The sequence below is a fragment of the Cognatilysobacter bugurensis genome (assembly GCF_014652095.1).
GTDB lineage: Bacteria > Pseudomonadota > Gammaproteobacteria > Xanthomonadales > Xanthomonadaceae > Cognatilysobacter > Cognatilysobacter bugurensis.
Map to the genome: position 1 here is coordinate 80,611 of NZ_BMYD01000005.1, position 25,372 is coordinate 105,982.

The following is a 25,372-nucleotide window of genomic DNA, read 5'->3' on the forward strand; positions in this document are numbered from 1 at the left end:
CACCGCGCCATCGCGGGTGATCGCGCACGCTCATCGGGCATGTCACTGCTCGAGTCTCCCCGGCCGCCTGCCTCGACTGATGCGCTTGCTGTGCGCTATCGCCGGGTCCGTGCGCGGAGCCTCGCGCTGGCTGCGCCGCTGAGCGCGGAAGACGCGTGCGTGCAGAGCATGCCCGACGCGTCGCCGACGAAATGGCACCTCGCGCACACGACGTGGTTCTTCGAGCAGTTCGTGCTCGCCGCGCAGCCGGGTTATCGCGCCGTCGACGACCGCTGGGCGTATCTGTTCAACAGTTATTACGAAGGTGCGGGCCCGATGCATGCGCGGGCGCAGCGCGGGCTGCTGACGCGGCCGTCGCTCGACGCGGTGCTCGCCTACCGGCACGAGATCGACGCGCGCATGCAGCGTGCGTTCGAAGCCGGCGCGCTCGACGTGCACGCCTGGCGCACGATCGAGATCGGCTTGCACCACGAGCAGCAGCACCAGGAGCTGCTGCTCACCGACATCAAGCACGCGCTTTCGATCAACCCGCTGCAGCCGGCCTACCGCGACGACCTCGCGCAGGCGCGCGCCGACGCGGTGCCGCTCGCCTGGCAGGCGTTCGACGAGGCGATCGTCGAGGTCGGCGCGCCGCCGTGGCCCGAGTCGGCCGAGGCGTTTGCCTACGACAACGAATCGCCGCGCCACCGCGTGTTGACGCTGCCGTTCGCACTTGCGAACCGGCCGGTCACGAACGCCGAGTACCGCGCGTTCATCGACGACGGCGGCTACGAGAACACGGCGCTGTGGCTCAGCGCGGCGTGGGCGCGCATCCGCGCCGACGGCTGGGCGCGGCCGCTGTACTGGCACGACGACCTCGAGCGCGAGTTCACGCTCGGCGGCACGCGCGAGATCGATCCGCATGCGCCGGTGTGCCACCTGAGTTATTACGAAGCCGATGCGTTCGCGCGCTGGGCCGGCGCCCGCCTGCCGACCGAGTTCGAGTGGGAGCGCGCCGCCGTATCGAACACGCCGTCGAGCCGCGACAACTTCGTCGAGCGCGACGCGCTGCACCCGCAGGGCGGCGATTCGCAGGCCGAAGGGCTGCAGCAGCTGTTCGGCGACGTGTGGGAGTGGACGACGAGCGCGTACACCGCGTATCCGGGCTTCGCCCCGTGGCCGGGCACGCTCGGCGAATACAACGGCAAGTTCATGTGCGGGCAGTGGGTGTTGCGCGGCGGCAGTTGCGCCAGCGCACGCGACCACCTGCGCGCGAGCTACCGCACCTTTTTCTTTCCCCCTGACCGCTGGCAGTTCACCGGCCTGCGGCTCGCCAAGGACTTTGCATGAATGCCATGACCGCACCCGTGCTGCCAAGCTGGCGGCTCACCGACCTGCGCCCGACGCCGGACGACATCGTCGGCGACACGCTCGCGGGCCTGTCTGCAACGCCCAAGCGCCTGCCGTCGAAATACTTCTACGACGCGCGCGGCTCGCAGCTGTTTGAGCGCATCACGCGCCAGCCCGAGTACTACGTCACCCGCGTCGAGCTCGAGCTGCTCGAGCAGCGCCTGCCCGAGATCGCGCAGACGATCGGCGCGGACGTGCACGTCGTCGAATACGGCAGCGGCAGCGGCCGTAAGACGCGCCTGCTGCTCGACGCGCTGACGCGTCCGGTCGCGTACACGCCGGTCGAGATCTCGCGCACGACGGTGATCGAAAGCACCGCACGCCTCGCTGAGGAGTTCCCGCGCATCGAGATGCTGCCGGTGTGCGCGGACTTCACCAAGCCGGTGCCGCTGCCCGAGCCGCTGCACGATGCGCAGCGCACGCTCGTGTTCTTCCCGGGCTCCACGCTCGGCAATTTCAGCGACGAAGGCGCCGTCGAGCTGCTCGCCGCGATGCGCGAGACGATGGGCCCGAACGGGCAGGCGCTCGTCGGCATCGACCTCGACAAGGACCCCTCGCTCGTCGAGGCCGCGTACAACGACGCCGCCGGGGTCACCGCCGCGTTCACTCTGAACCTGCTCACGCGCCTGAACCGCGAGATCGGCAGCGATTTTGACCTCGACGGCTTCCGCCACCGCGCCGTGTACGCGCGCGACCGCGGCCGCATCGAGACCGACCTGGTGAGCCTGCGCGCGCAGACCGTGCACGTGGCCGGTCGCGCGTTCGAGTTCGAAGCCGACGAGTCCATGCGCGTGGAGATCAGCTGCAAGTACGAGGACGCGCCCTTTGCCGAACTGGCCGCGCGCGCCGGCCTGCGCGTCATCGACGGCTGGAACGACTCGCGCAACTGGTTCGGCCTGCGGTTGCTTCAGCCATGAGCGCGGTCCCCACGATTCCCGGCGACGACACGCTGCTCGACTGCCTCATCATCGGTGCGGGCCCGGGCGGGCTCACCGCCGCGACCTACCTCGCGCGCTTCCACCGGCGCATCCTCGTCGTCGACGCCGGCAGCAGCCGCGCACGCTGGATTCCGACGAGCCACAACTGCCCGGGCTTTCCGAGCGGCGTGCACGGCACCACCTTGCTCGAGCGCCTGCGCGACCAGGCCACCGGCTACGGTGCGCCGATCGTGGAGGCGACCGTCGCCAGGCTCGAACGCGAGGACGACGGCTTTCACGCCACGTCTGGCGACGGCCAGCACTGGCACGCGCGCCACGTGATCCTCGCGACCGGCATCGTCGACCGCATGCCCGCCCTGGAGGGGCTGTCGGCCGCGATCGACGAAGGCGCAGTGCGCCTGTGCGCGGTCTGCGACGCTTACGAGGCGAGCGACGAGCGCATCGCGGTCTACGGCCCGATTGACGAAGCGATCGGCCATGCGTTGTTCCTGCTCACGTTCTCGCGTGACGTGCACGTGGTGCCCGAGACCTCCCGGCGCGCCGACGCCGACCGCCTGCGGCGCGCGCAGGACGCCGACATCACCGTGCACCCGCCGGCCGAATCGATGGCCTACGACGGCGAATGCACGGTCGTCGAGTTCGACGGCGTGCCGCCGCAGCGCTTCGCCACGCTGTACCCCACGCTCGGCGGCGAAGCGCAGGCCGGGCTTGCGCACGCGCTGGGCGCCCGCTGCGACGACAACGGCGAGCTCATCGTCGACGAGCACCAGCGCACGTCGGTCGACGGCCTGTACGCGGTCGGCGACGTCGTCAGCGCGCTGAACCAGATCGCGGTGGCGGTCGGTCATGCCGCGATCGCCGCGACCGACGTGCACAACCGCCTGCCGCGCAACTTCCGCGAGCACCGCGAAACCCAGCCCGAGACCGCCCCCGACCTGCCCAGCCCGGCGTCTGCGCCGACGCCGCCCGAAACCCACGCGCGGCACTGACCCGCAGCGCCCTCGAGAGACACGACGATGCCGACCCTGTGGTTCGTTCCCGACGGCCGCGTGCCGTACACCAGCCACGGACCCGGCATGCCGATCACGCTCGAGGAGGCAGTCGCGGTGTTCGGCACCGATCCGCTGCGTTACCTCGGCCGCGCCGCGCCGAGCCTGCAGCCCGACGCCCCGTCCGAGGATCCGCGCAACGTGATCGTCGAGCTCGGCGAGGCCGAAGGGCGCAACACGCTGTTGCCGGAGCCCGGGTTCTATTGGGCGGTCAGCCTCGACGTGGACGACGCCGCGCGGCGTCTGCAACGCGAACGCATGCGCCGCTGAGCTCCGAGCGGCCCGGCGGCGCCGCGCTAGACTGCCGCCCCGTCGTCGCCCGGCCCCGTCGTGACCGCTGCCGCCCCTGCGCCGCGCGCTGCCCGCCCGGCCGCGCTGGTGTTCATCTTCATCACCGTGCTCATCGATGTGCTCGCGTTCGGGCTCATCATCCCGGTGCTGCCGCACCTCATCGAGGGTTTTGTCGGTGGCGACACGGTCACCGCCGCGCAGTGGGTCGGCGTGTTCGGCACGGTGTTCGCGGCGATCCAGTTCGTTAGCGCGCCGGTGCAGGGCGCATTGTCGGACCGCTACGGCCGGCGCCCGGTGATCTTGCTGTCGTGCCTCGGGCTGGGCCTGGATTTCGTATTCATGGCGCTTGCCAACTCGCTGCCGTGGCTGCTCGTGGGCCGCATGATCTCGGCGGTGACCTCGGCGAGCTTCACGACCGCAAATGCGTACATCGCCGACGTCACTTCGCCGGAAAAACGCGCACAGAGCTTCGGGCTGATCGGCGCCGCGTTCGGACTGGGCTTCATCATCGGCCCCGCGCTCGGCGGCTGGCTCGGCAGCGTCGACCTGCGCGCGCCGTTCTGGGCCGCCGCGGTGCTCGCGCTCGTCAACTTCGCGTACGGCCTGTTCGTGCTGCCCGAATCGCTGCCGCCCGAGCGGCGCACGCCGACGCTGGTGTGGCGGCAGGCAAACCCGTTCGCCGCGTTCGCGCGGCTGCGGCGCTACCCGCAGGTGCTCGGCCTGGCCAGCGTCGTGCTACTGATCAACTTTGCGCACTACGTGTACCCGAGCGTGTTCGTGCTGTTCGCCGACGTGCGCTACGGCTGGGGCCCGCAGGCGGTCGGCGGCGTGCTTGCGCTCGTGGGCGTGATGAGCGTGATCGTGCAAGCGGTGCTCGTGCGGCGCGCGGTCGCCCGGCTCGGCGAGCGCCGCACGCTACTCATCGCGCTCGGCATGGGCGCGCTCGGCACGGTGGGCTATGCGTTCGCGCCCACCGGCGCGTGGTTCATCGCGATCATCCCGATCACCGCGTTGTGGGGCATGGCGACGCCGGCCACGCAGGCGCTGATCACGCGCCGCGTCGGCGCCGACGAGCAGGGCCGCGTGCAGGGCGCGCTGTCGAGCCTGGTGAGCCTGGCGGGCATCGTCGCGCCGGCGGTGTTCACCGGCGTGTTCGCGTTCTTCATCGACGAGCGCGCGCCGGTGCACGCGCCGGGCGCGCCGTTTGCGCTCGCCGGCGTGTGCCTCGCGATCGCGTGGTGGCTTGCACGCCGGCACGCACCTCGGCCCGACGCACCGGCCGACGCTCATTGAAAGACGCCCGCTGAACGACGGCCGCGAATCCGCCCGCGCTTGATACCGGGCTCACGCAGCGCTGCCTACGGTGCAGGGACCGGCTTGTGCGCCGACTCGAAACCGACTGCGTGAGCCGCGCCGCGATTCAATCCAACCCCCTGACTGCGATTGGCGCGAGGCAGGCGCGTGCGATCCCGATGGAGCGCACTGCGTGTCGGCCGTGAACGCGCGGCCGGCCACGTCGCGCGAGGCGACGAACGATGCGCGCGGTGGCGCGCCATCGCCACGCAGCCCGGTCCGCACGAGCGTGACGCCCGCGCGTGCCGCCGCGAACGACGCGGCGTCCGACGCGGTGCGCATCGCGCGTGAGGCCGGCCTGCGCCATGTCTGCGACGCCTCGCCCGGCATCAAGCGCCGCCGCGACGGCGATGCCTTCGTCTACGAGACGCCCGATGGCGAGCGCCTCGATGACGAGGCCACGCTGGCGCGAATCGCCGCGCTCGCGATCCCGCCCGCGTACACCGACGTGTGGATCTGCCCGCGTGCGAACGGGCATCTGCAGGCGACCGGCCGCGACGCGCGCGGACGCAAGCAGTACCGCTACCACGCGCACTGGCAGGCCGCGCGCGGCGACGGCAAGTTCGAGCGCGTGATCGAGTTCGGCGAGGCGCTGCCGAAGCTGCGTCGCCGCCTGCGCCGCGACCTCGCACGCCGGGGTCACCCGCGCGAAAAGGTGCTCGCGATCGTCGTTGCGGTGATGGCCGAAACCCTCGTGCGTGTCGGCAACGACGTCTACGCGCGGCGCAACAACTCGTTCGGGCTGACCACACTGCGCAACCGGCACGTGGCGTTCCTCAAGGGCGGCCGCGCGCGATTCAAGTTCCGCGGCAAGGCCGGGCTCGAACACGAGATCGTGCTCGACGACGCGCGCCTCGCGAAGCTCGTGCGCGCCTGCCAGCAGCTGCCCGGTCAGTCGCTGTTCCAGTACCGCGACGACGACGGCGCGGTGCAGCCGGTCAATTCGGACGCGGTCAACGACTACCTGCGCGAGGCAATGGGCGCATCGTTCACCGCGAAGGATTTCCGCACCTGGGGCGGCACGCTCACCGCGGTGCAGTGCTTCGCCGCAACGCCGCTGCCGATCGACGACGACGGCCGTTGCAGCGAACGCGCGCTCGCTGCGGCTGAAAAGGCGGTCGTCGGCGAAGTCGCCCGTGCGCTCGGCAACACCGTCGCGGTCTGCCGCCGGGCGTATATCGATCCGGCGGTGTTCGACGGCTGGCGCAGCGGTGCGCTGCAGCGCGTGGCCGAGGGCGCGCGGGGCGCCCGCCAGTGGGAGCGCGCGACGTTGCAGTTCCTGCGCGACGCACGGCGTCGTGCCGCGCGGTCGGAGCGTACGCGCAGCCGCCGCGGCTGAGCGCATCGCCGGCGCGTCCTTCACCGCCGCACGCGCGGTCCCGGCCGACACTGCATGCAACCGGACCGGGGCATGACGATGGCGCGCTGCGACACCTGCGGCAACAACTACGACAAGGCGTTCACGGTGACGATGCCGGACCGCAGCGGCACGTTCGATTCGTTCGAATGCGCGATCCAGGCGCTCGCGCCGACCTGTGCGCGCTGCGGCGTGCGCATCGTCGGCCACGGCGCCGAGCACGACGGGGCGATCTACTGCTGCGCGCATTGCGCCCGCGAGTCGGGCGTGCGCGGCCTCGACGACCGGGTCTGACCGGCGCCGCCGGGCCCGGGCCGCCGATGAGACGGTCTGCTGCGACAGCGCGCGCGCCGCGCCGCGCCGCCTGGCTCCGCCGCATGCAGCGGTGGCTCGAACTGCCGATGCTGCTGCTGTCGGTCGCGTGGATCGCGCTGTTCGTGCTCGACGAGGTGCGCGGGCTCGGCCCCGGCCTGCAATGGGCGGTCAACGCGATCTGGATCGTGTTCATCGTCCACTTCGTCGGCGAGTTCACCCTCGCCCCGGACAAGTCCGACTACCTCAAGCGCAACTGGCTGTCGGCGATCGCCCTCGTGCTGCCGGCGCTGCGGGTGTTCCGCGTGCTGCGCGTGGCCCGGTTCATGCGCGCGGCGGGCTGGCTGCGCAGCGTGCGGCTGGTGCGCGTGATCGGCACGTTCAACCGTGGCATGCGCGCGCTCGGCCGCGCGATGCGTCGGCGCGGGGCCGGCTACGTGATCACGCTGACGGGGGTGGTGACGCTGATCGGGGCGGCCGGCATGTTCGCATTCGAGCGTGACTCGGCCGCGTCGGGCATCGACAGCTTTAGCGACGCGCTGTGGTGGACGGCGATGATCATGACCACGATGGGGTCCGAGCAATGGCCGCAGACCACGGCCGGGCGCGTGCTGTGCGTGCTGCTTTCGCTGTATGCGTTCGCCGTGTTCGGCTATGTCACCGCAATGCTGGCGAGTTTCTTCGTCGGTCGCGATACGCCGCCGCCGGTCGCGAGCGACGACGCGGCGCTCGCGCGGCTCGAAGCACAGCTTGCGGCGCTGCGCGAGGAACTGGCCGCCTCGCGCCAGCGGCCCGGTTGACCCTCAGCCGCAGCGGGCGCCGCTGATCGCGCCCTGCGCGTTGACGTCGAGGTTCAGGCGGTCGGCGCGGTAGTCCATCGTGACCACCTCGCCGGGGCGGATCACGCGCACCGTCGAACTGCCGGACTCGACCCGAGCGCGTTCGACCACGTCCTGGGTCGGCTCACGCCCGATCGCCCAGCGCACCGCTTCCGCATTGCACATTCCCTGACCTCCTGACGACACCGCGCCCGGCTCGGGCGGCGGACCCATGGTCGCGCAGGCGCCCACGGACAGCATCAGCACGACGAGGGGCGCGGCGACGCTCCGGATGTCGAAGCGGGACGGTCGGCGATCGGCGCGGCGACGTTCGATCATGGTGGATCCTCACAGTGGAATCGCAGGCTGCGGTGGCACTTGTGTGGACCGCGTCAACGCCATTCATGTATCCGAAGCCTGTGCCTCGACCAGGCGCTGCAGCAGCCGCGCGAGCGTCACCACGTCCTGGTGGTTGTGCGCTGCGACACGGCGCAGCAGGCCCGAGCTGCCGCCGCGCAGGTACGTCAGCCACGCCATCGGCGCCTGGGAGCCGGGCAGGTCGTCCTCGCGCACGATGCGCAGCAGCTCGCGTTCGATCGTAGCGAGCCGGCAGTTCTCCCAATGCCCGCGGTAGCGCCGGCGCGTGGGGTGCAGCAGGTCGACGTGGTCGAGCCCGTGCAGCGCATCGGGCAGCCGCGCGAGCCGGTAGCGGGTCTTCAGCAGCGGCGCGTCGTAGCTGCGCCCGTTGTAGCTGGTGAGCACCGTGTGCGGCGCGAGCCACGATGCGAACTCGCGCAGCATCGCCGTCTCGGCCGCGAGCGTGCTGATCAGCAGCTGGCGGATGCGCAGGTCGCCGTCGTGCCAGTCGGCCGCCCCGATCATGAATGCGCGCGTGCCGGTGCCGCCCGCAAGGCCCGTGGTTTCGGTGTCGAAGAACAGCAACGACGCCGGGTCGACCGCGTCCTCGCGCCGCGCGAACGCGAGCGGCAGCGCCTGCAGCGGCGGCGCATGCGGCAACCGCGTCTCGATGAGGTGCAGGCCCGGTGCGATTTCGACGCCCGGCAGCGCGCGATCGGGGGCGGTGCGCGGCGCGGCCACCGGGGCCCGATCGCGCACGCCGAGCAGGCGGCGCAGCGAGCCGAGGGTCGGCGAAGCGCTCGGGTGGGGCGTCGATGCCGGGGCCGCCGCGTGCCGCGCAGCGGATGCATTCGCGTCCGGTGCTGGTTGGCCGCGCTGCGCGGCGTCGCGACGCAGCACCTCGTCCCACGGCGCCGCCGGAGACGCCGCCGTGTGCAGCGACGTGGACGGCCGTGAGGCAGCGGCTGTGGTGGGATCGGCAGTCGACGCAGGTGGCGCGCCGCCCGGCACACCGACGGGATTGGGCGCAGCCGGCGAATCGCGTCGTGGCGTGGGCGTGGGCGCTCCCGCCTGCCGCTTGAGCGCGCGCAGCCTGTCGAGCGTGACCGTCATGGCAACACCCTCGAAGCTGAAGCGCAGCGGGCCTGCGCGCATCGCGAATGGACCGGTGCGCATGCCAGCACGCGCGGGCGTACGGCGCCCGGTCGATCCACCGACGGCCCGCTCATGCGCCGCGCTCCAGCGCACGCGGCACGTCCGCATCCAACTGCGACGGCGAGGTTGCGAACAGCCCCAGCACGCGTCGCGCCAGCGCCTTCGGCGTGGTGCCGTCGCGCTGCTCGTCGCCGGCGAGCACCGGGCCGACGCAGGCCGGGCAACCCGCGCGGCAATCGCAGCGCTCGACGAGTTCGATCGCGCGCGACACGAGCTCACTGCTGCGCGTCCACAGCGGCTCGCTGAGGCCCACGCCGCCGGGGAAGTTGTCGTAGAGGTAGACGGTCGGCACGAACTGCTGCACTTCGTCGACCGCGAGCGCCTGCCCCTCGCCGCCGCGCAGCTGACCGCGCCCGCCCGCGTCGTGCGTCGCGAACCACGCGCCATCGCCGTTACCGACGGCCTTGCACAGGTCGCGCGCATCGGCCATGACCGCCACGGTGGCGACGATGTGCAGCGCATAGCCCGCACCGAGAAAGCCATCGAGCGCATCCTGCTTGCCCGCGAACCACGCGAGCAGCACCGCCTGCGGCAGCTGCCACCACGCGGCCGTGGTGTGCAGCTCCTGGTCGGGCAGGTTCACCGGCCCGTAGCCGATGTTTTCGTGCGTGTAGTAGCGGATCTTCTTGTAGCCGGCCACGCGCCGCACGACATGCACCTCGCCGTGGTGCGCATTGCCGTGGCCGGCATCGCTGCCATCGAAGCGCTCGAGCACCTTGAGCTTCGTGTAGTCGATCGAGTCGGTGTAGTAATCGACGAACGTGCGCGTGACGTAGGCCTTGCGGCCTTCCCAGTCGAGCGATTCGACCTGGTACGGCGTGCTCTGCACCATGTGGATCGCGCCTTCATACAGCGTGAGCGCGGCGGCCGAGTAATCGACCTCGGCGATGATCGTCTGCCGCCCGCCGCTGCGGTCGACGACGACGAAGTTGCCGTCCGCGACCGAGCGCAGGCTCACCGCGTTCGCCGGATACGCGTCGGCGATCCACTCCCAGCGTTCGCCCTCGCGGTGCACGACGTCGGTCTCGGCGAGCGCCTCAAGGTAGACCTCGGGCTCGATCGGGCCGAAGCGGTCGCCGTCGATAAACGGCAGCTCGAACGCGGCGCAGCGGATGTGATCGAACAGGATCAGCGGTTGGTCCGGTGCGATGCGCGCATGCTCCGGCGAAGCGTCGGCAAAGAAGTCCGGATGGCGCACGACGTACTGGTCGAGCGGCTGCGAGTTTGCGACGAGCACGCCCAAGCTGGGCTGCTGACGCCGCCCCGCGCGCCCGAAGCGCTGCCAGGTGCCGGCGACGCTGCCCGGGTAGCCGTTGAGGATCACGACGTCGAGCGAGCCGATGTCGACGCCGAGCTCGAGCGCGGACGTGCTCACGATGCCGTCCACATTGCCCGCACGCATCGATCGCTCGACCTCGCGGCGCTCGGTTGGCAGGTAGCCGCCGCGATACGCACGGATGCGTGCGGGTTTACGGGGGTCGCTGTCGAACACGTCCTTGAGGTACTTCGTCAGCACCTCGACCATGAGCCGCGTCTGCGCGAACACGAGCGTCTTGAGACCGGCCTTGATCGCGAGCCGCGCGATGCGGTTGCTCTGCGAGCGCGCCGATGCGCGCAGGCCGAGATCGGGGTTCACGACCGGCGGGTTCCACAGCAGCACATGGCGATCGCCGCGCGGCGCGCCCGATTCGCAGATCGCGGTGACCGGTGCTTCGATGAGCGCCTGCGCATGTGCCTGCGGGTTGCCGATCGTCGCCGAGCACACGATGAACTGCGGGTTCGCACCGTAGAACGCGCAGATGCGCTTGAGGCGGCGGATCACGTTCGCGACATGCGAGCCGAACACGCCGCGATACGTGTGGATCTCGTCGATCACCACGTACTGCAGGTTTTCGAAGAACTGCGCCCACTTGGTGTGATGCGGCAACATCGCCTGGTGCAGCATGTCGGGGTTGGACACGACGATGTCGCCGTGCAGGCGGATCGCCTGGCGCGCATCGCCAGGCGTGTCGCCGTCGAACGTGAACGCCTTGACGCCAAGTTCCCCCGCGCGATTGAGCTCGAGCAGCTCGGCGACCTGGTCCTGCGCGAGCGCCTTGGTCGGGAACAGGTAGAGCGCCTTCGCGCGCTGCGTCATCGCGGCGGCAACCACCGGCAGCGTGTAGCACAGCGACTTGCCCGACGCGGTCGGGGTCACGACCGCGACATGCTCGCCGCGACGCGCGGCGGCCCAGGCCTGCGCCTGGTGGGAGTAGAGGCGGTCGATGCCGCGCGTGCGCAGCGCCGCGGCGAGCGCGGGCGGCACGTCGTCGGGGATCGGCGCATAGACGCCGTCGCAGCCGGGCAGCGTGAAATGGCCGGTGATGCGGTCGCCGTAGCGGCGCGCGAGTGCCTGGGTGAGCGCGGCGCCGTCCCCGCGGCGGCGGACCGGTGCGCGCACGAGCGCGTCATGCGCAACCTCTGCCTCCTCGTGGCCGAGCCGGGCCAGGGCCTGTCCGGGTTCCATCGCGCGCCTCTTCACAAAGCGCGCAGTGGGCCCGAGCGGCGTCTCAGTCCATGAGACGGGCGGTTCAGCTCATCATCGGCACGGCGGCTTCGAGCTCGCGGGAGTCCACGGCGCGCACGGTCCACGCCCGCAGCTTCGCCGGGCTCGGCACACCGATGCCGCGGATGCGCCCGTGCGTGTACAGCGTCACGTGTGGGGGCGGCACCGGCAGCTTGCGGCCGAGCAGGTCGCCGAGTGCCTGATGGAAGCGCGCCATCGCCGGCATGCGCACTTGCTCGATCAGCGCATGCGAGATGCGCTCTTCGCCGGATTTGTAGCGCACAACCTTCCGCAGTCGGAGCAGCTCATGGGTGCGCTCCAGACGCCAGTCCTGCGCCTCGAACGCCGCGCGCACCGCGCAATTGCGAAAGCGCTCGCCGAGCGAGGCATGGAGCTGGCGGCCCAGCGCGCGGCCGGCCAGCGTCACGTGCAACTCGTCACGCGGCTCGAACTCGATGCCGTCGAGCGCGATCGGCGCATGCGGCGGCGCCCAGGCGTCCACCGGGATCGGCAGCACGAGGGTCTGTTCGTCCGACCAGCCCGGCCAGTCGATGTCGAATCGGATTGTCATTGGATCGTCCACCCGCCGGCGCACCGCCGGCCTGCCTGCAGTCAAGCAAACGGCGCCTTGCGCGGTCGTGAAAACAACGTGGACGCGACGCCCGCGTGATTGCCGGCCGTCGCGACGCCGCGTACAACCTCGGCACCGTCCCGCGCGAGCCTGCGATGCACGCCAAGCCCCACGCCCCGTCCTGCGACCGCAATCGCGATCCGATCCTCGACGTCCTGCGCGAGCACTTCGCCGCGCGGAGAAACGTGCTTGAGATCGGCAGCGGCACCGGCCAGCACGCGGTGCATTTCGCCGCCGCGCTGCCGCAGCTGCAGTGGCAGTGCAGCGACGTCGCCGAGCACCTGCCGGGAATCGCGATGTGGCTCGACGAGGCCGCGCTGCCGAACACGCCGCCGCCGGTCGAACTCGACGTCGCACGCGGGCCCTGGCCCTCGCCGACGGGTGCGGCCCCCCGATTCGATGCGGCGTTCACGGCCAACACCCTGCACATCATGGGCTGGCCCGAGGTGCAGGCGCTGTTCGCCGGGCTCGACCGCGTGCTCGATGCCGAAGCGACGCTGATCGCCTACGGGCCGTTCAACGTCGGCGGTGCGTTTACGAGCGAGAGCAACGCGCAGTTCGATGCCTGGCTGCGCGACCGCGACCCGCGCTCGGGCGTGCGTGACCTCGAAGCCGTGGATGCGCTCGCGCAGGGCATCGGTATGACGCGCATCGCCGACGTCGAAATGCCCGCGCACAACCGCTGCCTCGTCTGGACGCGCAGCGCGCACGCTTGAGCGAGTGATCTGCGCGTCTGCACATGAACAGGCGCGCGGCTCGCGCCGTTCTGCGACGACGTCCGAAAACTCCGCGCGTCCCGACCCCGGTTCAGCCCACCCGCATGTGCGCTGCGTATCCTGCGCCGATGCTACGTACTGCCTGTTTTGCCCTTGGGTCGGTCGCGCTTGCGGCCACGGTCGCGTGCTCGATGCATGCCGCGTCGCCCTCCGCAGGGCCCATCGAGACGTCTGCACCGCCGCGCGCAGCCGCTGAGCTGCCGCGCCCGGTCGTAGCGACGCCGGTCATTCCGGCGCCGTCACCCGCCCCACCAGCCGCCGCGGTCGACACGCGATGGCATGCACTGCGCGCGGCCGCACCCGACCTCGACGCCGGCGTGCTCGCGCTCGCACTCGAGGCGCGCGAGTGCGCGGCGCGCAAGGGCACGAAGACGGGCGACAAGCTTGCCGTCATCGACTATTCGCGACCGTCCACGCAGCCGCGGCTGTGGGTGTTCGACGTCGAGCGCACGCGCCTGCTGCACCGCGAGCACGTTGCGCACGGCCGCGGCAGCGGTGAGAACCATGCACGTGCGTTTTCGAATCGCGACGGCAGCCACCAGACCAGCCTCGGCCTGTTCGTGACCGCGGAGACCTACGTCGGCGGCAACGGCTATTCGATGCGCATGGACGGGCTCGACGCCGGCGTCAACGACGCCGCGCGCGATCGCCTCATCGTTATGCACGGCGCCCCGTACGTGGATCCCGCGCAAGCGCAGCGTCAGGGCCGGCTCGGCCGCAGCTACGGCTGCCCGGCGGTGCGTCCCGAGATCGCGCGGCAGATGATCGACACGCTCAAGCACGGGCAGATGCTGTTTGCGTATTACCCCGATGATGCGTGGCTCACCGGCTCACGCAATTTTGGCTGCAGCGGGCGCAGCGCGCGTGAGATCTACGCGAGTGCACACGACACGCGGTCCGGCGGTTCGACGGAGTCGGTCGCGTACTGATAACACCGGCACGCGTCCGCCCAAGCAGCACCGGTGCACAACAGCGATTTCGACTCGTCCAAACGCCGCCCCGGCGGGCACTGGGCGGCGTTTGGACCGGCGTTGCATCGGTGCGGCAAAGGAATATCGTAGACGGTGCGACGGCCATGGGTCATGGGGTCGCCAAGCTCACGGTTTCCTGCAATGTCACATCACACAAGGAGGGACGATGAAACAGATCCTGTATCTGCTCCTGGCCGCGGCTCTGGTATCGACACCGTATGCAATTGCTGGTGAGGAAGAGCCGGTACGTCTTGATCAGATCCTCGAGGAACAGCGGTCCATTCGCGGGGCGATCGAGACGCACGACTCGGCGTATCAACACGTTTCCGAGTACAGGCGTAAGCGGGTCTTCGAGGCGCAGGATCGACTTTTCTATCTGGCAGAGGGTCGAGCGGATCTGGGCGCCTTGCCGCCAGACGATCGACTGGACGTGTTCAATCAGCTCAAGAAAATCGAAGCGCTCTTATCCGCTGGCAGGGAAAGCGAGCGCACCGTCTGCGAGCGGGTTGCAATCGCAGGTACTCGACGCTACCAGACGGCTTGCATGACCGAGGCAGAGCGCGAGCGCCGCGCCGAGTCGGCAAAGCGGGCGATGCTGGAACGTGCCGCGTGCACGACGGCCAAGTGCAAGGCGGGCGGCTGACTCCGAGGGGTCCGGGCCTTTACGGAACTGATAGCCGCCGACCATGCACTCGGTTGCATCGATAGTCATCGATACCTCGCCGGAATAGGCAGCCCCGGCAGTTCACGGCCGGCGGTCCGGCGCGGCGACCCGGTCTGGAGGCCCCGCAACGCGGGGCCTTTTTTTGCCGCGCGTCAGGCGACCTGCACGATGCGCAGCGGATTGCTCCACTCGCGCAGCAGCTCGGTTTCGCGAGCCTTCGCCTTCTCGAGATGCGCTTCTTTGACGTGTCCGTAGCCGCGGATGTGCTCCGGGATCGAGGCGATCTCCGCGGCGAGCCCCACGTTGCCGCGATCGAGCGTACCGAGGAGGCCTTCGACCGTGCGGAAGTACTCCTCGATCAAGCGACGCTCCATGCGGCGCTCTTCGGTCCGGCCGAACACGTCGAACGCGCCGCCGCGCAGGAACTTCAGTTTCGCCATGAACTTGAACGCGGTGAACACCCACGGGCCGTACTGCTGCTTGACGAGCTCGCCGTTCGCGTTGCGCTTGGCGAGCAGCGGCGGCGCGAGGTGGAACTTGATCGTGTAATCGCCCTCGAACTGCTGCTCGATGCGGCGCTTGAACTCGCCGCTCGTGTACAGGCGCGCGACCTCGTACTCGTCCTTGTACGCCATGAGCTTGAACGCGTAGCGCGCGACCGCTTCGGTGAGGTCGGTGCTGCCGGGCACTTTGTGCTGCTCGACGCCGCGCACCTTTGCAACGAAGTCCGAATAGCGCTTCGCGTACGCCGCGTTCTGGTACTCGGTGAGGAACGTGACGCGGCGCACGATGAGCTCGTCGAGCGAGCGCGACAGGCGCGCGTCGTCGAGCGGCAACGCGATCACGTTGTCGACGCCGTGCGACGGCACGTGGCGCAGGTCGTCGGCCTCGCGCGCATTGCGCGGCGCCGACGGGCTGCCCGATTCGTGGCCTTCCCATTGACCGGGCGAGAGCATCGGCAGCGCATGCGGCGTCGCTTCGGCCGCCGTCGGCGCGTTACGCACGAGGCCGGCGGCCTCGGCGACCGCGCGCGCATCGATCGCGGCCAGGCGACCCCATGCGAACGCGGTCTTATTCATCTCGATCGCCGCGCCGTTGAGCTCCACCGCGCGCATGAGCGCATCGAACGAGATCGGCACCAAGCCTCGCTGCCATGCGTAGCCGAGGATGAAGAGGTTCGTCGCGATCGCGTCGCCGAGCAGCGCGGTCGCGAGTTGCGTCGCATCGACGACCGCGAGCGTGCTGTTCGCATCGTCGCCGAGCGCGCGGCGCACGCCCTCGACGATGTCGGCGGCCGGAAACTGCATGTCCGGACGCGTGGTGAACGTGCCCGGCATCGCCTCGTAGCTGTTGAGCACGACGTGGCTGCGGCCCGCGCGCACCTTCGACAGCGCCCAGTAGTCGTTGACGACGACCATGTCGCAGCCGAGCACGAGGTCGGCTTCGCCGGCCGCGATGCGCACCGCGTGGATGTCGGCCGGCGTTTTCGCGATGCGGATGTGCGTGGTCACCGCGCCGCCCTTCTGCGCGAGGCCGGTCTGGTCGAGCACGCTCGCGCCCTTGCCCTCGAGGTGCCCCGCCATGCCGAGCAGTGCGCCGATTGTCACGACACCGGTGCCGCCGACGCCGGTGATGAGGATGTTCCACGGCTGCGCGAGGCTGGACGCGAACGCAGGCGCCGGCAGGTTCGCGAGGCGATCGGCGGCCGACGCTTTCTTGCCTTTCTTCAAGGTGCCGCCTTCGACGGTCACGAAGCTCGGGCAGAAGCCTTCGGCGCAGGAGAAGTCCTTGTTGCAGTTGCTCTGGTCGATCTCGCGCTTGCGGCCGAACTCGGTTTCCTTCGGCAGCACCGAGACGCAGAAGCTCTTCTTGCCGCAATCGCCGCAGCCTTCGCACACGAGCGAATTGACGACCACGCGCTTTTGCGGATCGACCATCTTGCCGCGCTTGCGGCGACGGCGCTTCTCGGTCGCGCAGGTCTGGTCGTAGATCAGTACCGACACGCCCTTGACCTCGCGCAGGCGCTTTTGCACGGCGTCGAGCTCGCGGCGGTCGAGGAATTCGACGCCTGACGGGAAGATCGAATTGTCGCTCCACTTCTCGATGTCGTCGGAGAGCAGCACGATCGTCTGCACGCCCTCGCTGCGCACCTGGTGCGCGATCTGCGGCACGGTGAGCGTGCCGTCGACCGGCTGGCCGCCGGTCATCGCGACCGCGTCGTTGTAGAGGATCTTGTAGGTGATGTTGACGCCGGCCGCGACCGACTGGCGTATCGCGAGCGAACCGCTGTGGAAGTACGTGCCGTCGCCGAGGTTCTGGAACACGTGCGGCGTGTCGGTGAACATCGCCTGGCCCGCCCACGTCACGCCTTCGCCGCCCATGTGCGTGAACGTGTCGGTGTCGCGGTCCATCCACGTGACCATGTAATGGCAGCCGATGCCCGCGAGCGCGCGGCTGCCTTCGGGCACCTTCGTCGACGTGTTGTGCGGGCAGCCCGAGCAGTAATGCGGCACGCGCGGGAACTGCGCGCGCGGCAGCGCGAGTTCGGATTCCTTGTGCTCCATCCACGCGAGCACCGCGCGGATGTGCTCCGAATCGTGGAACTTCTGGATGCGCCGCGCGATGACCTTTGCGATGCGCGCGGGCGTGAGCTCGCCGGTGCTCGGCAGGATCCACTCGCCGGCCTCGTCGTACTTGCCGACCACGCTCGGACGCTCGGCCCAGTTGTACATCTGCTCCTTCATCTGGCTTTCGATGAAGGACAGCTTTTCCTCGACGACGACGACGTCGCTCAGGCCCCTTGCGAACGCGCGCAGCCCCATCGGCTCCAGCGGCCAGGTCATGCCGACCTTGTAGACACGGATGCCGAGCTCGCGGCAGGCGCGCGGATCGAGGCCGAGGTATTCGAGCGCCTGCAGCACGTCGAGGTAGGACTTGCCCGTCGTGATGATGCCGAGCCGCGCGTCCGGCGCGTCGAGCACGATGCGGTCGATCTTGTTCGCACGCGCGAACGCCTGCGCGGCCTTGACCGCGTACTGGTGCAGGCGCATTTCCTGCTCGAGCGGCGGGTCCGGCCAGCGGATGTTGAGGCCGCCCGCGGGCATCTCGAAATCGTCGGGTGTGACGATCTGCAGCGCGAGCGGGTTCACGTCGACCGAAGCCGAGGATTCGACCGTCTCGGCGATCGTCTTGAAGCCGACCCAGCGCCCGGTGAACCGGCTCATCGCCCAGCCGACGAGGCCCATGTCGAGGATGTCCTGCACACCGGCCGGGTTCAGCACCGGCATCATCGCGGACACGAATTCATGCTCGGAGCCGTGCGGGAGCGTCGAGCTGCGGCAGGCATGGTCGTCGGCCGCAAGCGCGAGCACGCCGCCGAGCTTGCCGGTGCCGGCCGCGTTCGCATGCTTGAACACGTCGCCGCAGCGGTCCACGCCCGGGCCCTTGCCGTACCACATGCTGAACACGCCTTCGACGGTCGCGCCGGGGAATAGGTTCGTCTGCTGACTGCCCCAGACCATCGTCGCGCCGAGGTCCTCGTTGAGGCCCGGGGTGAACTTCACGCCGGCCTCGGCGAGGTGCTTCTTCGCCTTCCACAGCTCCAGGTCGAAGCCGCCCAGCGGACTGCCGCGGTAGCCGGAGATGAAGCCGCCGGTGTTCAGGCCCGCGGCCTGGTCGCGCAGGCGCTGCATCAATGGCAGCCGCACCAGCGCTTGCACACCGGACAGGTAGATCCGGCCCTCGCGGCGGCTGTACTTGTCGTCGAGCGTGTAGCGCGTGTCGACCTGCGGGGCCTCGGGCACGAGCGCGGGGGTCGCCGACGCGGGCGAGGTGAGTTCGGCGGTCTGGGTCATGCGGAAGCTCCGGCGGGCGCGAAGGCGCCGCGAGAAGGCGTGCGAGGGCACGGAAAGCGCGCCGCCCGGCAGACGAAAGCGCCGGACAAAGCCCCGGAATTGTAGCAGCCGGCAAATTTCGGGCCGGGGGCGCGCGCTAGCATGGTGGGCTGATACAGGGGATTCACGTCATGAAACTGCACGCGTTCACACTTTCGCTCGCCCTTTCGTTCGCCCTCGCAGGCGCGGCCCATGCCCAGTCGCTGCCGAAGCCCGCCGAGTTCTATTTCGAGGCCGACGCCAACACGGCCCGCCCGATCGTGGCGGTGCGCGAGAGCGGCGACGCGGCGGTCGAGCGGCTGCTCAAGACCATCAAGCGCGATCCCCGTGCGCTCGAAGAGCGAGCGCAGCTCGCGCGTCTGGCGATGACGGGGGGGCGGCCGGAACTCGGGCACGAGCTGTATGCCGCGGTGTTCGCCGGGCTCGACGCCCATCACTCGATGTGGCGCTCAGCTCACTGGAATTACGGGTGGGACCTGTACCGGACCGGCGATTACGCCGGCGCGCTCAAACAGTGGGAGCCGCTGGTCACGCAGTTCGGCGCGCGCCAGCCCACGGCAGCGTGGATGCCGCCGACGCTCGCGCTCGTGCTGTGGCAGCTCGGACGCCGCGACGAGGCCGTGCAGTGGTACGCCGCGGCAGTGCGCACCGAGCCGACGCAGTGGGCCACGTCCGCGCGGTTTGCGACGTTGTTGCCGGAGTGGCGCGACGAGGAGCGCACAACGCTCGCCGAGGTCCAGCAGGCCTGGGCCGCGAATCCGCCGAGCTGGCCGTAATCGGCTGCTGATCGCACGGGCGGCGCTGCGCCACAAGCAGCAGCGCCGTCGAACGGCCCGTACGGACGGCGTTCCGCGCAGACGCAGGGCGGCTGCATCGCGTGCGGCCGCCGCCCAGATGGACGCGCTGCACGCGCCCCGGCGTGCCTGGTCGAGGATGGGCCCGGCAATGCAGGCCGCCGAGCCGGTGCGTGAGCCGCACCCGCCACTCGGGTGCACGTGACCGACGCCGCCGCCGCCGCGCCGCCGCCATCCGCAGAACAGAGCCGCGGCGCATCCGCGCGATCCGCTCGATGAACGGACCGCGCGCGCTGCCGTCACCCCGCGATTGCGACCCGCTCCTGGCGATAGCGCTGCACCGCCGCGAACCACAGCAGCGCGGCCAGGCCGATGCTCGCGCCGAGATAGATCGCCCACATCTGCGCGTCGATCGGCTCGGCGCGCACGACGCGCACGATCATCTGGTTCTGCGCGAGGAACGGCACCGCGAACTGCCACGCCTGCGTCTTGACCGGGTTCACCATCAGCACGAACGTCGGGATCATCGGCAGCAGCAGCAACCACGTCATGTGGCTCTGCGCCTCCTTCATGCTCTTCGCCGACGCCGCGAGCAGCGTGAGCAGCGAGGTGCCGATGAACAGCATCGGCAGCAGCACGAGCAGCATCTTGCCGATCGCCAGGAAGCTCACGTCGAGCATGCGTCCGATCCCGCTGGCCAGCTGCGCGCTGACCTTGAACGCCAGCAGCGTGAGCAGCAACGACAGCAGGCCCAGCGCGCAGGCCGCGGCGATCTTGCCGCTCACGATCGCGCCGCGCTGCGCCGGCGTGGCGAGCAGCGGCTCCAGCGACTGCCGCTCGCGTTCGCCCGCGGTCGCATCGAGGATCAGGTAGGCGCCGCCGATGAACGCCGACAGGATCAGCAGGTACGGCAGCATCATGCTCAGCACCATGCCGCGCTTGGCTTCCGCGGTCGCGAGATCGCGGCTGCCGACACTGACCGGCTGGGCGACCTGCGGCGACATGCCGCGTGCCAGCAGGCGCAGCGAGCCGACCTGGCTGCCGTAACCGCTGATCGCGTTCTGCAGGCGCTTGGCCGGGATCTCCGCATCGCGCCGGGTGCTGTCCTGCACGATCTCGACCAGCGCCGGCCGCCCCTCGCGCCAGTCCTCGGCAAAGTCCTCGTCGATGTGCAGCGCGACGTCCACGTCCTGGCGCGCGATCGCCGCGTCGAGATCCCCGGGCGGCTTGGTCGCCTTGATGCCGTGCGTGGCCAGGTAGGCGACCAGGTTCGGCGCGCGCTCGGCGCCGACCACCGGCACTTCGAGCACCTTGTCCAGCTGGGTTTTTGCGCGCTTTTCCGCCAGCGAGCCCATGCCGAGCATGAGCAGCGGGTACAGCAACGGCCCCATCAACAGCGCCAGCGCCAGCGTGCGCCGATCGCGCGAGATGTCGAGCAACTCCTTGCGCATGACCGCAAGCATCATCTTCAGCGAACTCATGCGTGCAGCCCCTCTTCCGAGCCGATCGCTTTCACGAATGCATCCTCGAGGTTCGGCTCCCCGGTCTGCGCCCGAAGCTCATCGGCCGTGCCGCTGGCCACGACCTGGCCCTTGGCGATGATGACGATGCGGTCACACAACGCGGCGACCTCCTGCATGATGTGGCTGGAAAAGATCACGCACCGGCCCTCGCTTCGAAGCTGCTGCAAAAAGCCGCGCATCGCGCGCGTGGTCATCACGTCCAGGCCGTTCGTCGGCTCGTCGAGGATCACGTTCTTCGGGTCGTGCACCAGCGCGCGTGCGATCGCCGTCTTCGTGCGCTGACCCTGGCTGAAACCTTCGGATTGCCGCTCGAGGATGTCGTCCATCTGCAGCGCCTTCGCCAGCGACGCGGTGCGTTGTTCGATCTGCGCACGGCTCAGCCCGTGCAGCTGGCCGAAGTAGGCGATGTTCTCGCGCGCGGTCAGTCGCTTGTAGATGCCGCGTGCATCGGGGAGCACGCCGAGCGAACGGCGCACCGCGGTGGCATCGCGGGTGGCGTCGACGCCGTCGACGATGACCTGCCCGGTGTCGGGCTGCATCAGCGTGTAGAGCATTCGCAGCGTGGTGGTCTTGCCGGCACCGTTCGGGCCGAGCAGGCCGGTGATTTCGCCGTCGCGCGCCTCGAATGTCACGCCGTCCACGGCGCGCACGAGGCCGGTCTTGGTCTTGAAGGATTTACGCAGGTCGTTCGCGATGATCATGGTCGGCCCGGATTCATGAGGTCGGATGCGCGATGCGCGCAAGGGCTGGTCAGGCCGCCGCACGCGCGGTCTGGCAGCTCGCAGCAGCGGACGCGGCCCATCACGGTTCCCACCCGTTGAAGCTCGTGAACGGCGGCACGAAGTCCACGCTCTTCAGGCACTCGGTGTCGAGCGCCTTCGCATCGGCCGACTCGATGAACTGGCTGAGCAGCTTGGGCATGCAGCCGATGTGGAACACGTTGTGCGCCTGGCCGCGCAATACGACGTGGCGTCCGTTCGGCAGCCCCTTGAGCACGCGCTCGCCGTACTCGGGCGGCGTGACGGGATCGAGCTCGCCGGACATCAGCAGCGCCGGCACCGGCGATTCCAAAGGCTTGTTGAAGCCGGCCGGTCGCGTGCCTTTCGGCCACACCGTGCACGTCTCGAAGAACATCCGGGACAGCTCGGCGCCAAGCACGGTGTCGGCGTCGGCCGGGTCGGGCCGGTAGCGGTCGGCGTCCTCGGCGCAGATCACCGACAGCTGCATGCCGCGTGCGATCTGCCCGCCCATCGACGCTTCAGCGAGCTTCGACAGGGCCATCAACGGGCCGTACTCGCCCTTCGCCGCCTCGTCGATGACCACAGGCAGCAGCGAGGCGAGCTGCGGCATGTACGAAAACGCATGGCTCAGGCCGGTCAGCGTGTCGGCGGTGAGCGTGCCGCGCTTGACCTCGCCGGTGCCCGGGTCGCGGTAGTCGACCTCCACCGGCGCCGCCTGCAGCTTCGTCTTGAGCTGGCGCAGCTGCGCGCGCAGGCCGGTCGGGAAGCGCGCCTTGCAGGCCGCGGACTGCTCGCAGCGCGCCTCCTGCAGCGCGAGTGCGCGGTCGAACGTGCGCGCGAACTCGCCGCCCACGACGAGGTCGTTCGGCGCGACGCCGTCGAGCACGATCGTGCGCGTGCGATCGGGGTGGCGCGCGGTGTACTGCTGCGCCACGCGCGTGCCGTACGACACGCCGATCAGGTTGACCTGCGGGACGCCGAGCGCGGCGCGCACGGCTTCGAGGTCCTGCACCGCCTCGGTCGTGGTGTAGAAGCGCGGGTCCGCGTCGAGGCCGGCCAGGCACTGCTTCGCGAGTTCCGCCAGGCTCGCGCCGCCGGTGTCGGCCTCGGCCACGGCAGCCGGCTCGCCCTTCGCGTCGTTGCAGACCAACGGATTGGACTGCCCGGTGCCGCGCTGGTCGACGAGGATCACGTCTCGGTTCTTGCGCACCGCGGCGAACGCGCCGTCGATCTGCGGCCACACTTCCGTCGCGGCCTGGCCCGGGCCGCCGGCGAGCAGGAACACCGGGTCCGGCTCGGCCGCGCCTTCCTGGGTGGCCGGCAGCCACGCCATGTTGAGCATGATCTTGCGGCCGTCCGGCTTGGCGCGGTCCTCGGGCACCGCGAAGCGGGCGCACTGCGCCTCGACGCTTTCGGTGCTCATCGGGCCGGTCAGCGAACACGGCTCGAACGTGATGCTGCCAAAGCGGCGTTCGGCCGCGCCGGTGGTCTTTGCATCCTGCGTGTCCGGCGTGTCGCAGCCGGCCAGCAGGCACGCCGTCGTCAATGCGACGGCCAGCAGTCGTACGGCTTCCATGGGTCCCCTTTCATTCCCGGCAAAGCGCCTGTGAGGATGACAGACCGCCAAGTCCGGAAAAACCTGACCGATGGCAGGGGTGCCTGCGCGCGTGCGGTGTCCGCCCGGTCGGAGAGGGTGCGTTGCGGCCGCCTTGCCGGCGTGCAACGCCACCCGCGGGTGCATGCGCAGCGGGCAGCGTCGGCGTTGAGGCCGGAACGACCGGGCGCCGGCGGGGCAAGGCGATGCAGGCGTCCGCCGCACGTGCAAGCCGGCCGTGACGCAGGCTGGGGGCGGCCCCAGGAGGGCCCCCGCGGATCGGCGCCTATTTGCTGCTGACGTACTTCTCGCGCCGGACCTGCGGCACCGCGAGCCCGTGGCCTTTCAGCGCCTCGAAACACGCGTCGACCATGTTCGGGTTGCCGCACAGGTAGGCGATGTCGCTGTCCGGGTTCGGTGCGAATTCGGCCAGGAACTGCTGCACGTAGCCGTGGCGCACGTCCGCATGCGCCTGCGCCGAGCCCGGCTCGGGCAGCTCGCGCGAGAAGCACGGCACGAAGCGGAAGTGGTCCGGGTGTTTATGCGCGAACGCGCGGAACTCGTCGCCGTAGAGCAGCTCGGTCGGGTTGCGCGCGCCGAACAGCAGCACGATTTCGACGCCGCGCTCGCCGATCAGCCGCTCGAGCTCGGGCAGCATCGAGCGGTACGGCGTGACGCCGGTGCCGGTGCCGATCAGCAGGTAGCGGCGGTTCGCGTCCTGCGGCATCAGGCAGAAGCGGCCGAACGGCCCGCTCGCGTCGACCACGCCGCCGATGTCGAGGCCTTCGAACAATGCGGTCGCGGCGCCGCCGGGCACGTAGCTCACCGCGATCTCGACCGCTTCGCCCGGACCGAGCGCGTGATCGTGGATCGTCGCCAGCGAATAGCTGCGCTTCGTCGCGGTGCCATCGCCGTACTGGAAATGCACCTGGATGAACTGGCCCGGGATGAAATCGAGCGGGGCGCCGTCGTCGCGCACGAAGACGTAATGACCGACGGTGGGCGCGAGCATGCGCCGCGACACGAGCTTGAGGGGGAAGTGCTGGATGGCCACGGGGCGATTGCTGCAACGCTGCGTGGCCGGAGCGCCGCCACGGGGCCGCCTATACTACCGGCATCGCCGTTCCGCTTGCGGCACAGGCTTGTCCCCCGATGACCCAGATTCCGGCAGCCGCGCCCGCGGCGCCCGCACTTTCGATCCACGACCTTCGCAAGACCTACGCCCGCGACGGGGCCAAGACCGGTGTCGAGGCGCTCAAGGGCGTGTCGCTCGACGTCATGCCCGGCGACTTTTTCGCGCTGCTCGGGCCGAACGGCGCGGGCAAGTCGACGTTGATCGGCATCGTGAGCTCGCTCGTGAACCCCACGAGCGGCCAGGTGCACATCTTCGGCACCGACCTCGTGCGGAACCGCAGCGCGGCGATGCGCCTGATCGGCCTCGTGCCGCAGGAAATCAACTTCAACATGTTCGAGAAGCCGCTCGACATCCTCGTCAACTACGCGGGTTTCTACGGTGTCGCGCGTGAGGAGGCGCTCGTGCGCGCCGAAGAGGAGCTGCGCCGCGCGCAGCTGTGGGAAAAGGCGACGGTGATGAGCCGCACGCTGTCGGGCGGCATGAAGCGCCGGCTCATGATCGCCCGCGCGATGATGACGCGGCCGCGCCTGCTGATCCTCGACGAGCCCACGGCCGGCGTCGACATCGAGATCCGCCGCGGCATGTGGAAGACGCTGCGCGAGATCAACGAGGCCGGCACGACGATCATCCTCACCACGCACTACCTCGAGGAAGCCGAACACCTGTGCCGCAACATGGCGATCATCGATCGCGGGCGCATCGTCGAGCAGGGGCCGATCAAGGCGCTGCTCGCCAAGCTCGACGTCGAAGGCTTCCTGCTCGACATCGAAGGTCGACTGCCGCATACGCTGCCCGCGATCGAAGGCGTCACGCTCGTCGCGACCGACGATCACACGCTCGACATCGAAATGCCGCGCGCGATGGACCTCAACCGCGTGTTCGCCGCGCTCGGCGAGGCCGGCATCTGCGTGCGTTCGATGCGCACCAAGAGCAACCGCCTCGAAGAGCTGTTCGTGCGGCTGACCGGCGACAACGCCCCCGACGGCACCGCGCAGCCCGCGCCGCAGCCGGTCGCGTGAGGCGACTT

Annotated in this window: 22 protein-coding genes; 13 read left to right on the forward strand and 9 right to left on the reverse strand. The window is 70.0% G+C overall.

Going from position 1 to position 25,372, the window contains the following annotated elements; translation table 11 throughout:
• Positions 1–39 precede the first annotated feature (39 nt).
• The 8 genes from egtB (at position 40) to IE075_RS13330 (ending at position 7,489) form a co-directional block, all read left to right on the forward strand.
• Positions 40–1,329, forward strand: a complete 1,290-nt coding sequence (gene egtB, locus IE075_RS13295) for an ergothioneine biosynthesis protein EgtB (protein ID WP_189457449.1) — start codon at positions 40–42, stop codon at positions 1,327–1,329.
• A complete protein-coding gene (gene egtD / locus IE075_RS13300; RefSeq protein ID WP_189457452.1) occupies positions 1,326–2,306 on the forward strand; it encodes an L-histidine N(alpha)-methyltransferase in 981 nt (326 codons plus the stop codon). Before egtB ends, egtD begins: the two co-directional genes overlap by 4 nt.
• Positions 2,303–3,316 (forward strand): NAD(P)/FAD-dependent oxidoreductase, encoded by a 1,014-nt coding sequence (locus tag IE075_RS13305; RefSeq protein ID WP_189457455.1) that lies wholly within the window; start codon positions 2,303–2,305, stop codon positions 3,314–3,316. Before egtD ends, IE075_RS13305 begins: the two co-directional genes overlap by 4 nt.
• A gap of 27 nt (positions 3,317–3,343) precedes the next feature.
• Positions 3,344–3,646, forward strand: a complete 303-nt coding sequence (locus IE075_RS13310) for a hypothetical protein (protein WP_189457459.1) — start codon at positions 3,344–3,346, stop codon at positions 3,644–3,646.
• A gap of 60 nt (positions 3,647–3,706) precedes the next feature.
• Positions 3,707–4,960 carry a TCR/Tet family MFS transporter gene (locus tag IE075_RS13315; RefSeq protein WP_189457461.1) on the forward strand — a complete coding sequence of 418 codons (1,254 nt, stop codon included), beginning with the start codon at positions 3,707–3,709 and terminating at the stop codon, positions 4,958–4,960.
• 289 nt (positions 4,961–5,249) lie between these two features.
• A complete protein-coding gene (locus IE075_RS13320; RefSeq protein WP_308427831.1) occupies positions 5,250–6,359 on the forward strand; it encodes a DNA topoisomerase IB in 1,110 nt (369 codons plus the stop codon).
• A gap of 72 nt (positions 6,360–6,431) precedes the next feature.
• Positions 6,432–6,671 carry a hypothetical protein gene (locus IE075_RS13325; RefSeq protein ID WP_229792529.1) on the forward strand — a complete coding sequence of 80 codons (240 nt, stop codon included), beginning with the start codon at positions 6,432–6,434 and terminating at the stop codon, positions 6,669–6,671.
• Between the two features lie 83 nt (positions 6,672–6,754).
• Positions 6,755–7,489 carry an ion transporter gene (locus IE075_RS13330; protein WP_229792530.1) on the forward strand — a complete coding sequence of 245 codons (735 nt, stop codon included), beginning with the start codon at positions 6,755–6,757 and terminating at the stop codon, positions 7,487–7,489.
• A 3-nt stretch (positions 7,490–7,492) separates the two neighbouring features.
• On the opposite strand, the gene IE075_RS13335 is transcribed toward IE075_RS13330, so the two are convergent.
• The 4 genes from IE075_RS13335 to IE075_RS13350 form a co-directional block, all read right to left on the reverse strand.
• Entirely contained in the window at positions 7,493–7,846 is a 354-nt protein-coding gene (locus tag IE075_RS13335) for an I78 family peptidase inhibitor (RefSeq protein ID WP_189457467.1), read from the reverse strand.
• A gap of 63 nt (positions 7,847–7,909) precedes the next feature.
• The gene (locus IE075_RS13340) at positions 7,910–9,040 is read right to left on the reverse strand and encodes a ribonuclease H-like domain-containing protein (protein WP_308427830.1); all 1,131 of its coding nucleotides are present in this window, start codon (positions 9,038–9,040) and stop codon (positions 7,910–7,912) included.
• Between the two features lie 49 nt (positions 9,041–9,089).
• Positions 9,090–11,585, reverse strand: coding sequence for a DEAD/DEAH box helicase (locus IE075_RS13345; protein ID WP_189457470.1), 2,496 nt, complete (start codon positions 11,583–11,585; stop codon positions 9,090–9,092).
• 64 nt (positions 11,586–11,649) lie between these two features.
• Positions 11,650–12,195 carry a hypothetical protein gene (locus IE075_RS13350; protein WP_189457473.1) on the reverse strand — a complete coding sequence of 182 codons (546 nt, stop codon included), beginning with the start codon at positions 12,193–12,195 and terminating at the stop codon, positions 11,650–11,652.
• A 155-nt stretch (positions 12,196–12,350) separates the two neighbouring features.
• Between IE075_RS13350 and IE075_RS13355 the strand changes: the two genes are divergently transcribed.
• From IE075_RS13355 to IE075_RS13365, 3 genes are all read left to right on the forward strand, one after another.
• Positions 12,351–12,971, forward strand: coding sequence for a DUF938 domain-containing protein (locus IE075_RS13355; RefSeq protein ID WP_189457740.1), 621 nt, complete (start codon positions 12,351–12,353; stop codon positions 12,969–12,971).
• Positions 12,972–13,162: 191 nt separating this feature from the next.
• Positions 13,163–13,960: a murein L,D-transpeptidase catalytic domain family protein gene (locus tag IE075_RS13360; RefSeq protein WP_189457741.1), complete on the forward strand. Its 798-nt coding sequence runs from the start codon at positions 13,163–13,165 to the stop codon at positions 13,958–13,960.
• Positions 13,961–14,168: 208 nt separating this feature from the next.
• Positions 14,169–14,645 (forward strand): hypothetical protein, encoded by a 477-nt coding sequence (locus IE075_RS13365; protein WP_189457476.1) that lies wholly within the window; start codon positions 14,169–14,171, stop codon positions 14,643–14,645.
• A 173-nt stretch (positions 14,646–14,818) separates the two neighbouring features.
• Here the strand turns inward: IE075_RS13365 and IE075_RS13370 are convergent, their stop codons facing one another.
• Entirely contained in the window at positions 14,819–18,520 is a 3,702-nt protein-coding gene (locus IE075_RS13370) for an indolepyruvate ferredoxin oxidoreductase family protein (protein WP_189457479.1), read from the reverse strand.
• A 170-nt stretch (positions 18,521–18,690) separates the two neighbouring features.
• Here IE075_RS13370 and IE075_RS13375 point away from each other — a divergent pair, with 170 nt between their 5' ends.
• A complete protein-coding gene (locus IE075_RS13375; protein ID WP_189457481.1) occupies positions 18,691–19,335 on the forward strand; it encodes a tetratricopeptide repeat protein in 645 nt (214 codons plus the stop codon).
• Between the two features lie 317 nt (positions 19,336–19,652).
• Here IE075_RS13375 and IE075_RS13380 read toward each other — a convergent pair whose 3' ends face one another.
• The 4 genes from IE075_RS13380 to IE075_RS13395 all read right to left on the reverse strand — a co-directional run bounded on the left by IE075_RS13380 (position 19,653) and on the right by IE075_RS13395 (position 24,264).
• A complete protein-coding gene (locus IE075_RS13380) occupies positions 19,653–20,834 on the reverse strand; it encodes an ABC transporter permease (RefSeq protein ID WP_189457483.1) in 1,182 nt (393 codons plus the stop codon).
• Positions 20,831–21,577 carry an ABC transporter ATP-binding protein gene (locus IE075_RS13385; protein WP_189457486.1) on the reverse strand — a complete coding sequence of 249 codons (747 nt, stop codon included), beginning with the start codon at positions 21,575–21,577 and terminating at the stop codon, positions 20,831–20,833. Before IE075_RS13385 ends, IE075_RS13380 begins: the two co-directional genes overlap by 4 nt.
• A gap of 100 nt (positions 21,578–21,677) precedes the next feature.
• Positions 21,678–23,192 (reverse strand): alpha/beta hydrolase, encoded by a 1,515-nt coding sequence (locus tag IE075_RS13390; protein WP_189457488.1) that lies wholly within the window; start codon positions 23,190–23,192, stop codon positions 21,678–21,680.
• A 304-nt stretch (positions 23,193–23,496) separates the two neighbouring features.
• The gene (locus IE075_RS13395; RefSeq protein WP_189457490.1) at positions 23,497–24,264 is read right to left on the reverse strand and encodes a ferredoxin--NADP reductase; all 768 of its coding nucleotides are present in this window, start codon (positions 24,262–24,264) and stop codon (positions 23,497–23,499) included.
• A gap of 98 nt (positions 24,265–24,362) precedes the next feature.
• Between IE075_RS13395 and IE075_RS13400 the strand changes: the two genes are divergently transcribed.
• Positions 24,363–25,364, forward strand: coding sequence for an ABC transporter ATP-binding protein (locus IE075_RS13400; protein ID WP_189457492.1), 1,002 nt, complete (start codon positions 24,363–24,365; stop codon positions 25,362–25,364).
• Positions 25,365–25,372 lie beyond the last annotated feature (8 nt).

What these genes read in the sequence shown, in the direction of transcription:
- egtB (WP_189457449.1), top strand. Translation starts at nt 40, where the DNA reads ATGTCACTGCTCGAGTCTCCCCGGCCGCCTGCCTCGACTGATGCGCTT.
- egtD (WP_189457452.1), top strand. Translation starts at nt 1,326, where the DNA reads ATGAATGCCATGACCGCACCCGTGCTGCCAAGCTGGCGGCTCACCGAC.
- IE075_RS13305 (WP_189457455.1), top strand. Translation starts at nt 2,303, where the DNA reads ATGAGCGCGGTCCCCACGATTCCCGGCGACGACACGCTGCTCGACTGC.
- IE075_RS13310 (WP_189457459.1), top strand. Translation starts at nt 3,344, where the DNA reads ATGCCGACCCTGTGGTTCGTTCCCGACGGCCGCGTGCCGTACACCAGC.
- IE075_RS13325 (WP_229792529.1), top strand. Translation starts at nt 6,432, where the DNA reads ATGACGATGGCGCGCTGCGACACCTGCGGCAACAACTACGACAAGGCG.
- IE075_RS13330 (WP_229792530.1), top strand. Translation starts at nt 6,755, where the DNA reads ATGCAGCGGTGGCTCGAACTGCCGATGCTGCTGCTGTCGGTCGCGTGG.
- IE075_RS13335 (WP_189457467.1), bottom strand. Translation starts at nt 7,846, where the DNA reads ATGATCGAACGTCGCCGCGCCGATCGCCGACCGTCCCGCTTCGACATC.
- IE075_RS13340 (WP_308427830.1), bottom strand. Translation starts at nt 9,040, where the DNA reads ATGCGCACCGGTCCATTCGCGATGCGCGCAGGCCCGCTGCGCTTCAGC.
- IE075_RS13345 (WP_189457470.1), bottom strand. Translation starts at nt 11,585, where the DNA reads ATGGAACCCGGACAGGCCCTGGCCCGGCTCGGCCACGAGGAGGCAGAG.
- IE075_RS13350 (WP_189457473.1), bottom strand. Translation starts at nt 12,195, where the DNA reads ATGACAATCCGATTCGACATCGACTGGCCGGGCTGGTCGGACGAACAG.
- IE075_RS13355 (WP_189457740.1), top strand. Translation starts at nt 12,351, where the DNA reads ATGCACGCCAAGCCCCACGCCCCGTCCTGCGACCGCAATCGCGATCCG.
- IE075_RS13360 (WP_189457741.1), top strand. Translation starts at nt 13,163, where the DNA reads ATGCATGCCGCGTCGCCCTCCGCAGGGCCCATCGAGACGTCTGCACCG.
- IE075_RS13365 (WP_189457476.1), top strand. Translation starts at nt 14,169, where the DNA reads ATGAAACAGATCCTGTATCTGCTCCTGGCCGCGGCTCTGGTATCGACA.
- IE075_RS13370 (WP_189457479.1), bottom strand. Translation starts at nt 18,520, where the DNA reads ATGACCCAGACCGCCGAACTCACCTCGCCCGCGTCGGCGACCCCCGCG.
- IE075_RS13375 (WP_189457481.1), top strand. Translation starts at nt 18,691, where the DNA reads ATGAAACTGCACGCGTTCACACTTTCGCTCGCCCTTTCGTTCGCCCTC.
- IE075_RS13380 (WP_189457483.1), bottom strand. Translation starts at nt 20,834, where the DNA reads ATGAGTTCGCTGAAGATGATGCTTGCGGTCATGCGCAAGGAGTTGCTC.
- IE075_RS13385 (WP_189457486.1), bottom strand. Translation starts at nt 21,577, where the DNA reads ATGATCATCGCGAACGACCTGCGTAAATCCTTCAAGACCAAGACCGGC.
- IE075_RS13390 (WP_189457488.1), bottom strand. Translation starts at nt 23,192, where the DNA reads ATGGAAGCCGTACGACTGCTGGCCGTCGCATTGACGACGGCGTGCCTG.
- IE075_RS13400 (WP_189457492.1), top strand. Translation starts at nt 24,363, where the DNA reads ATGACCCAGATTCCGGCAGCCGCGCCCGCGGCGCCCGCACTTTCGATC.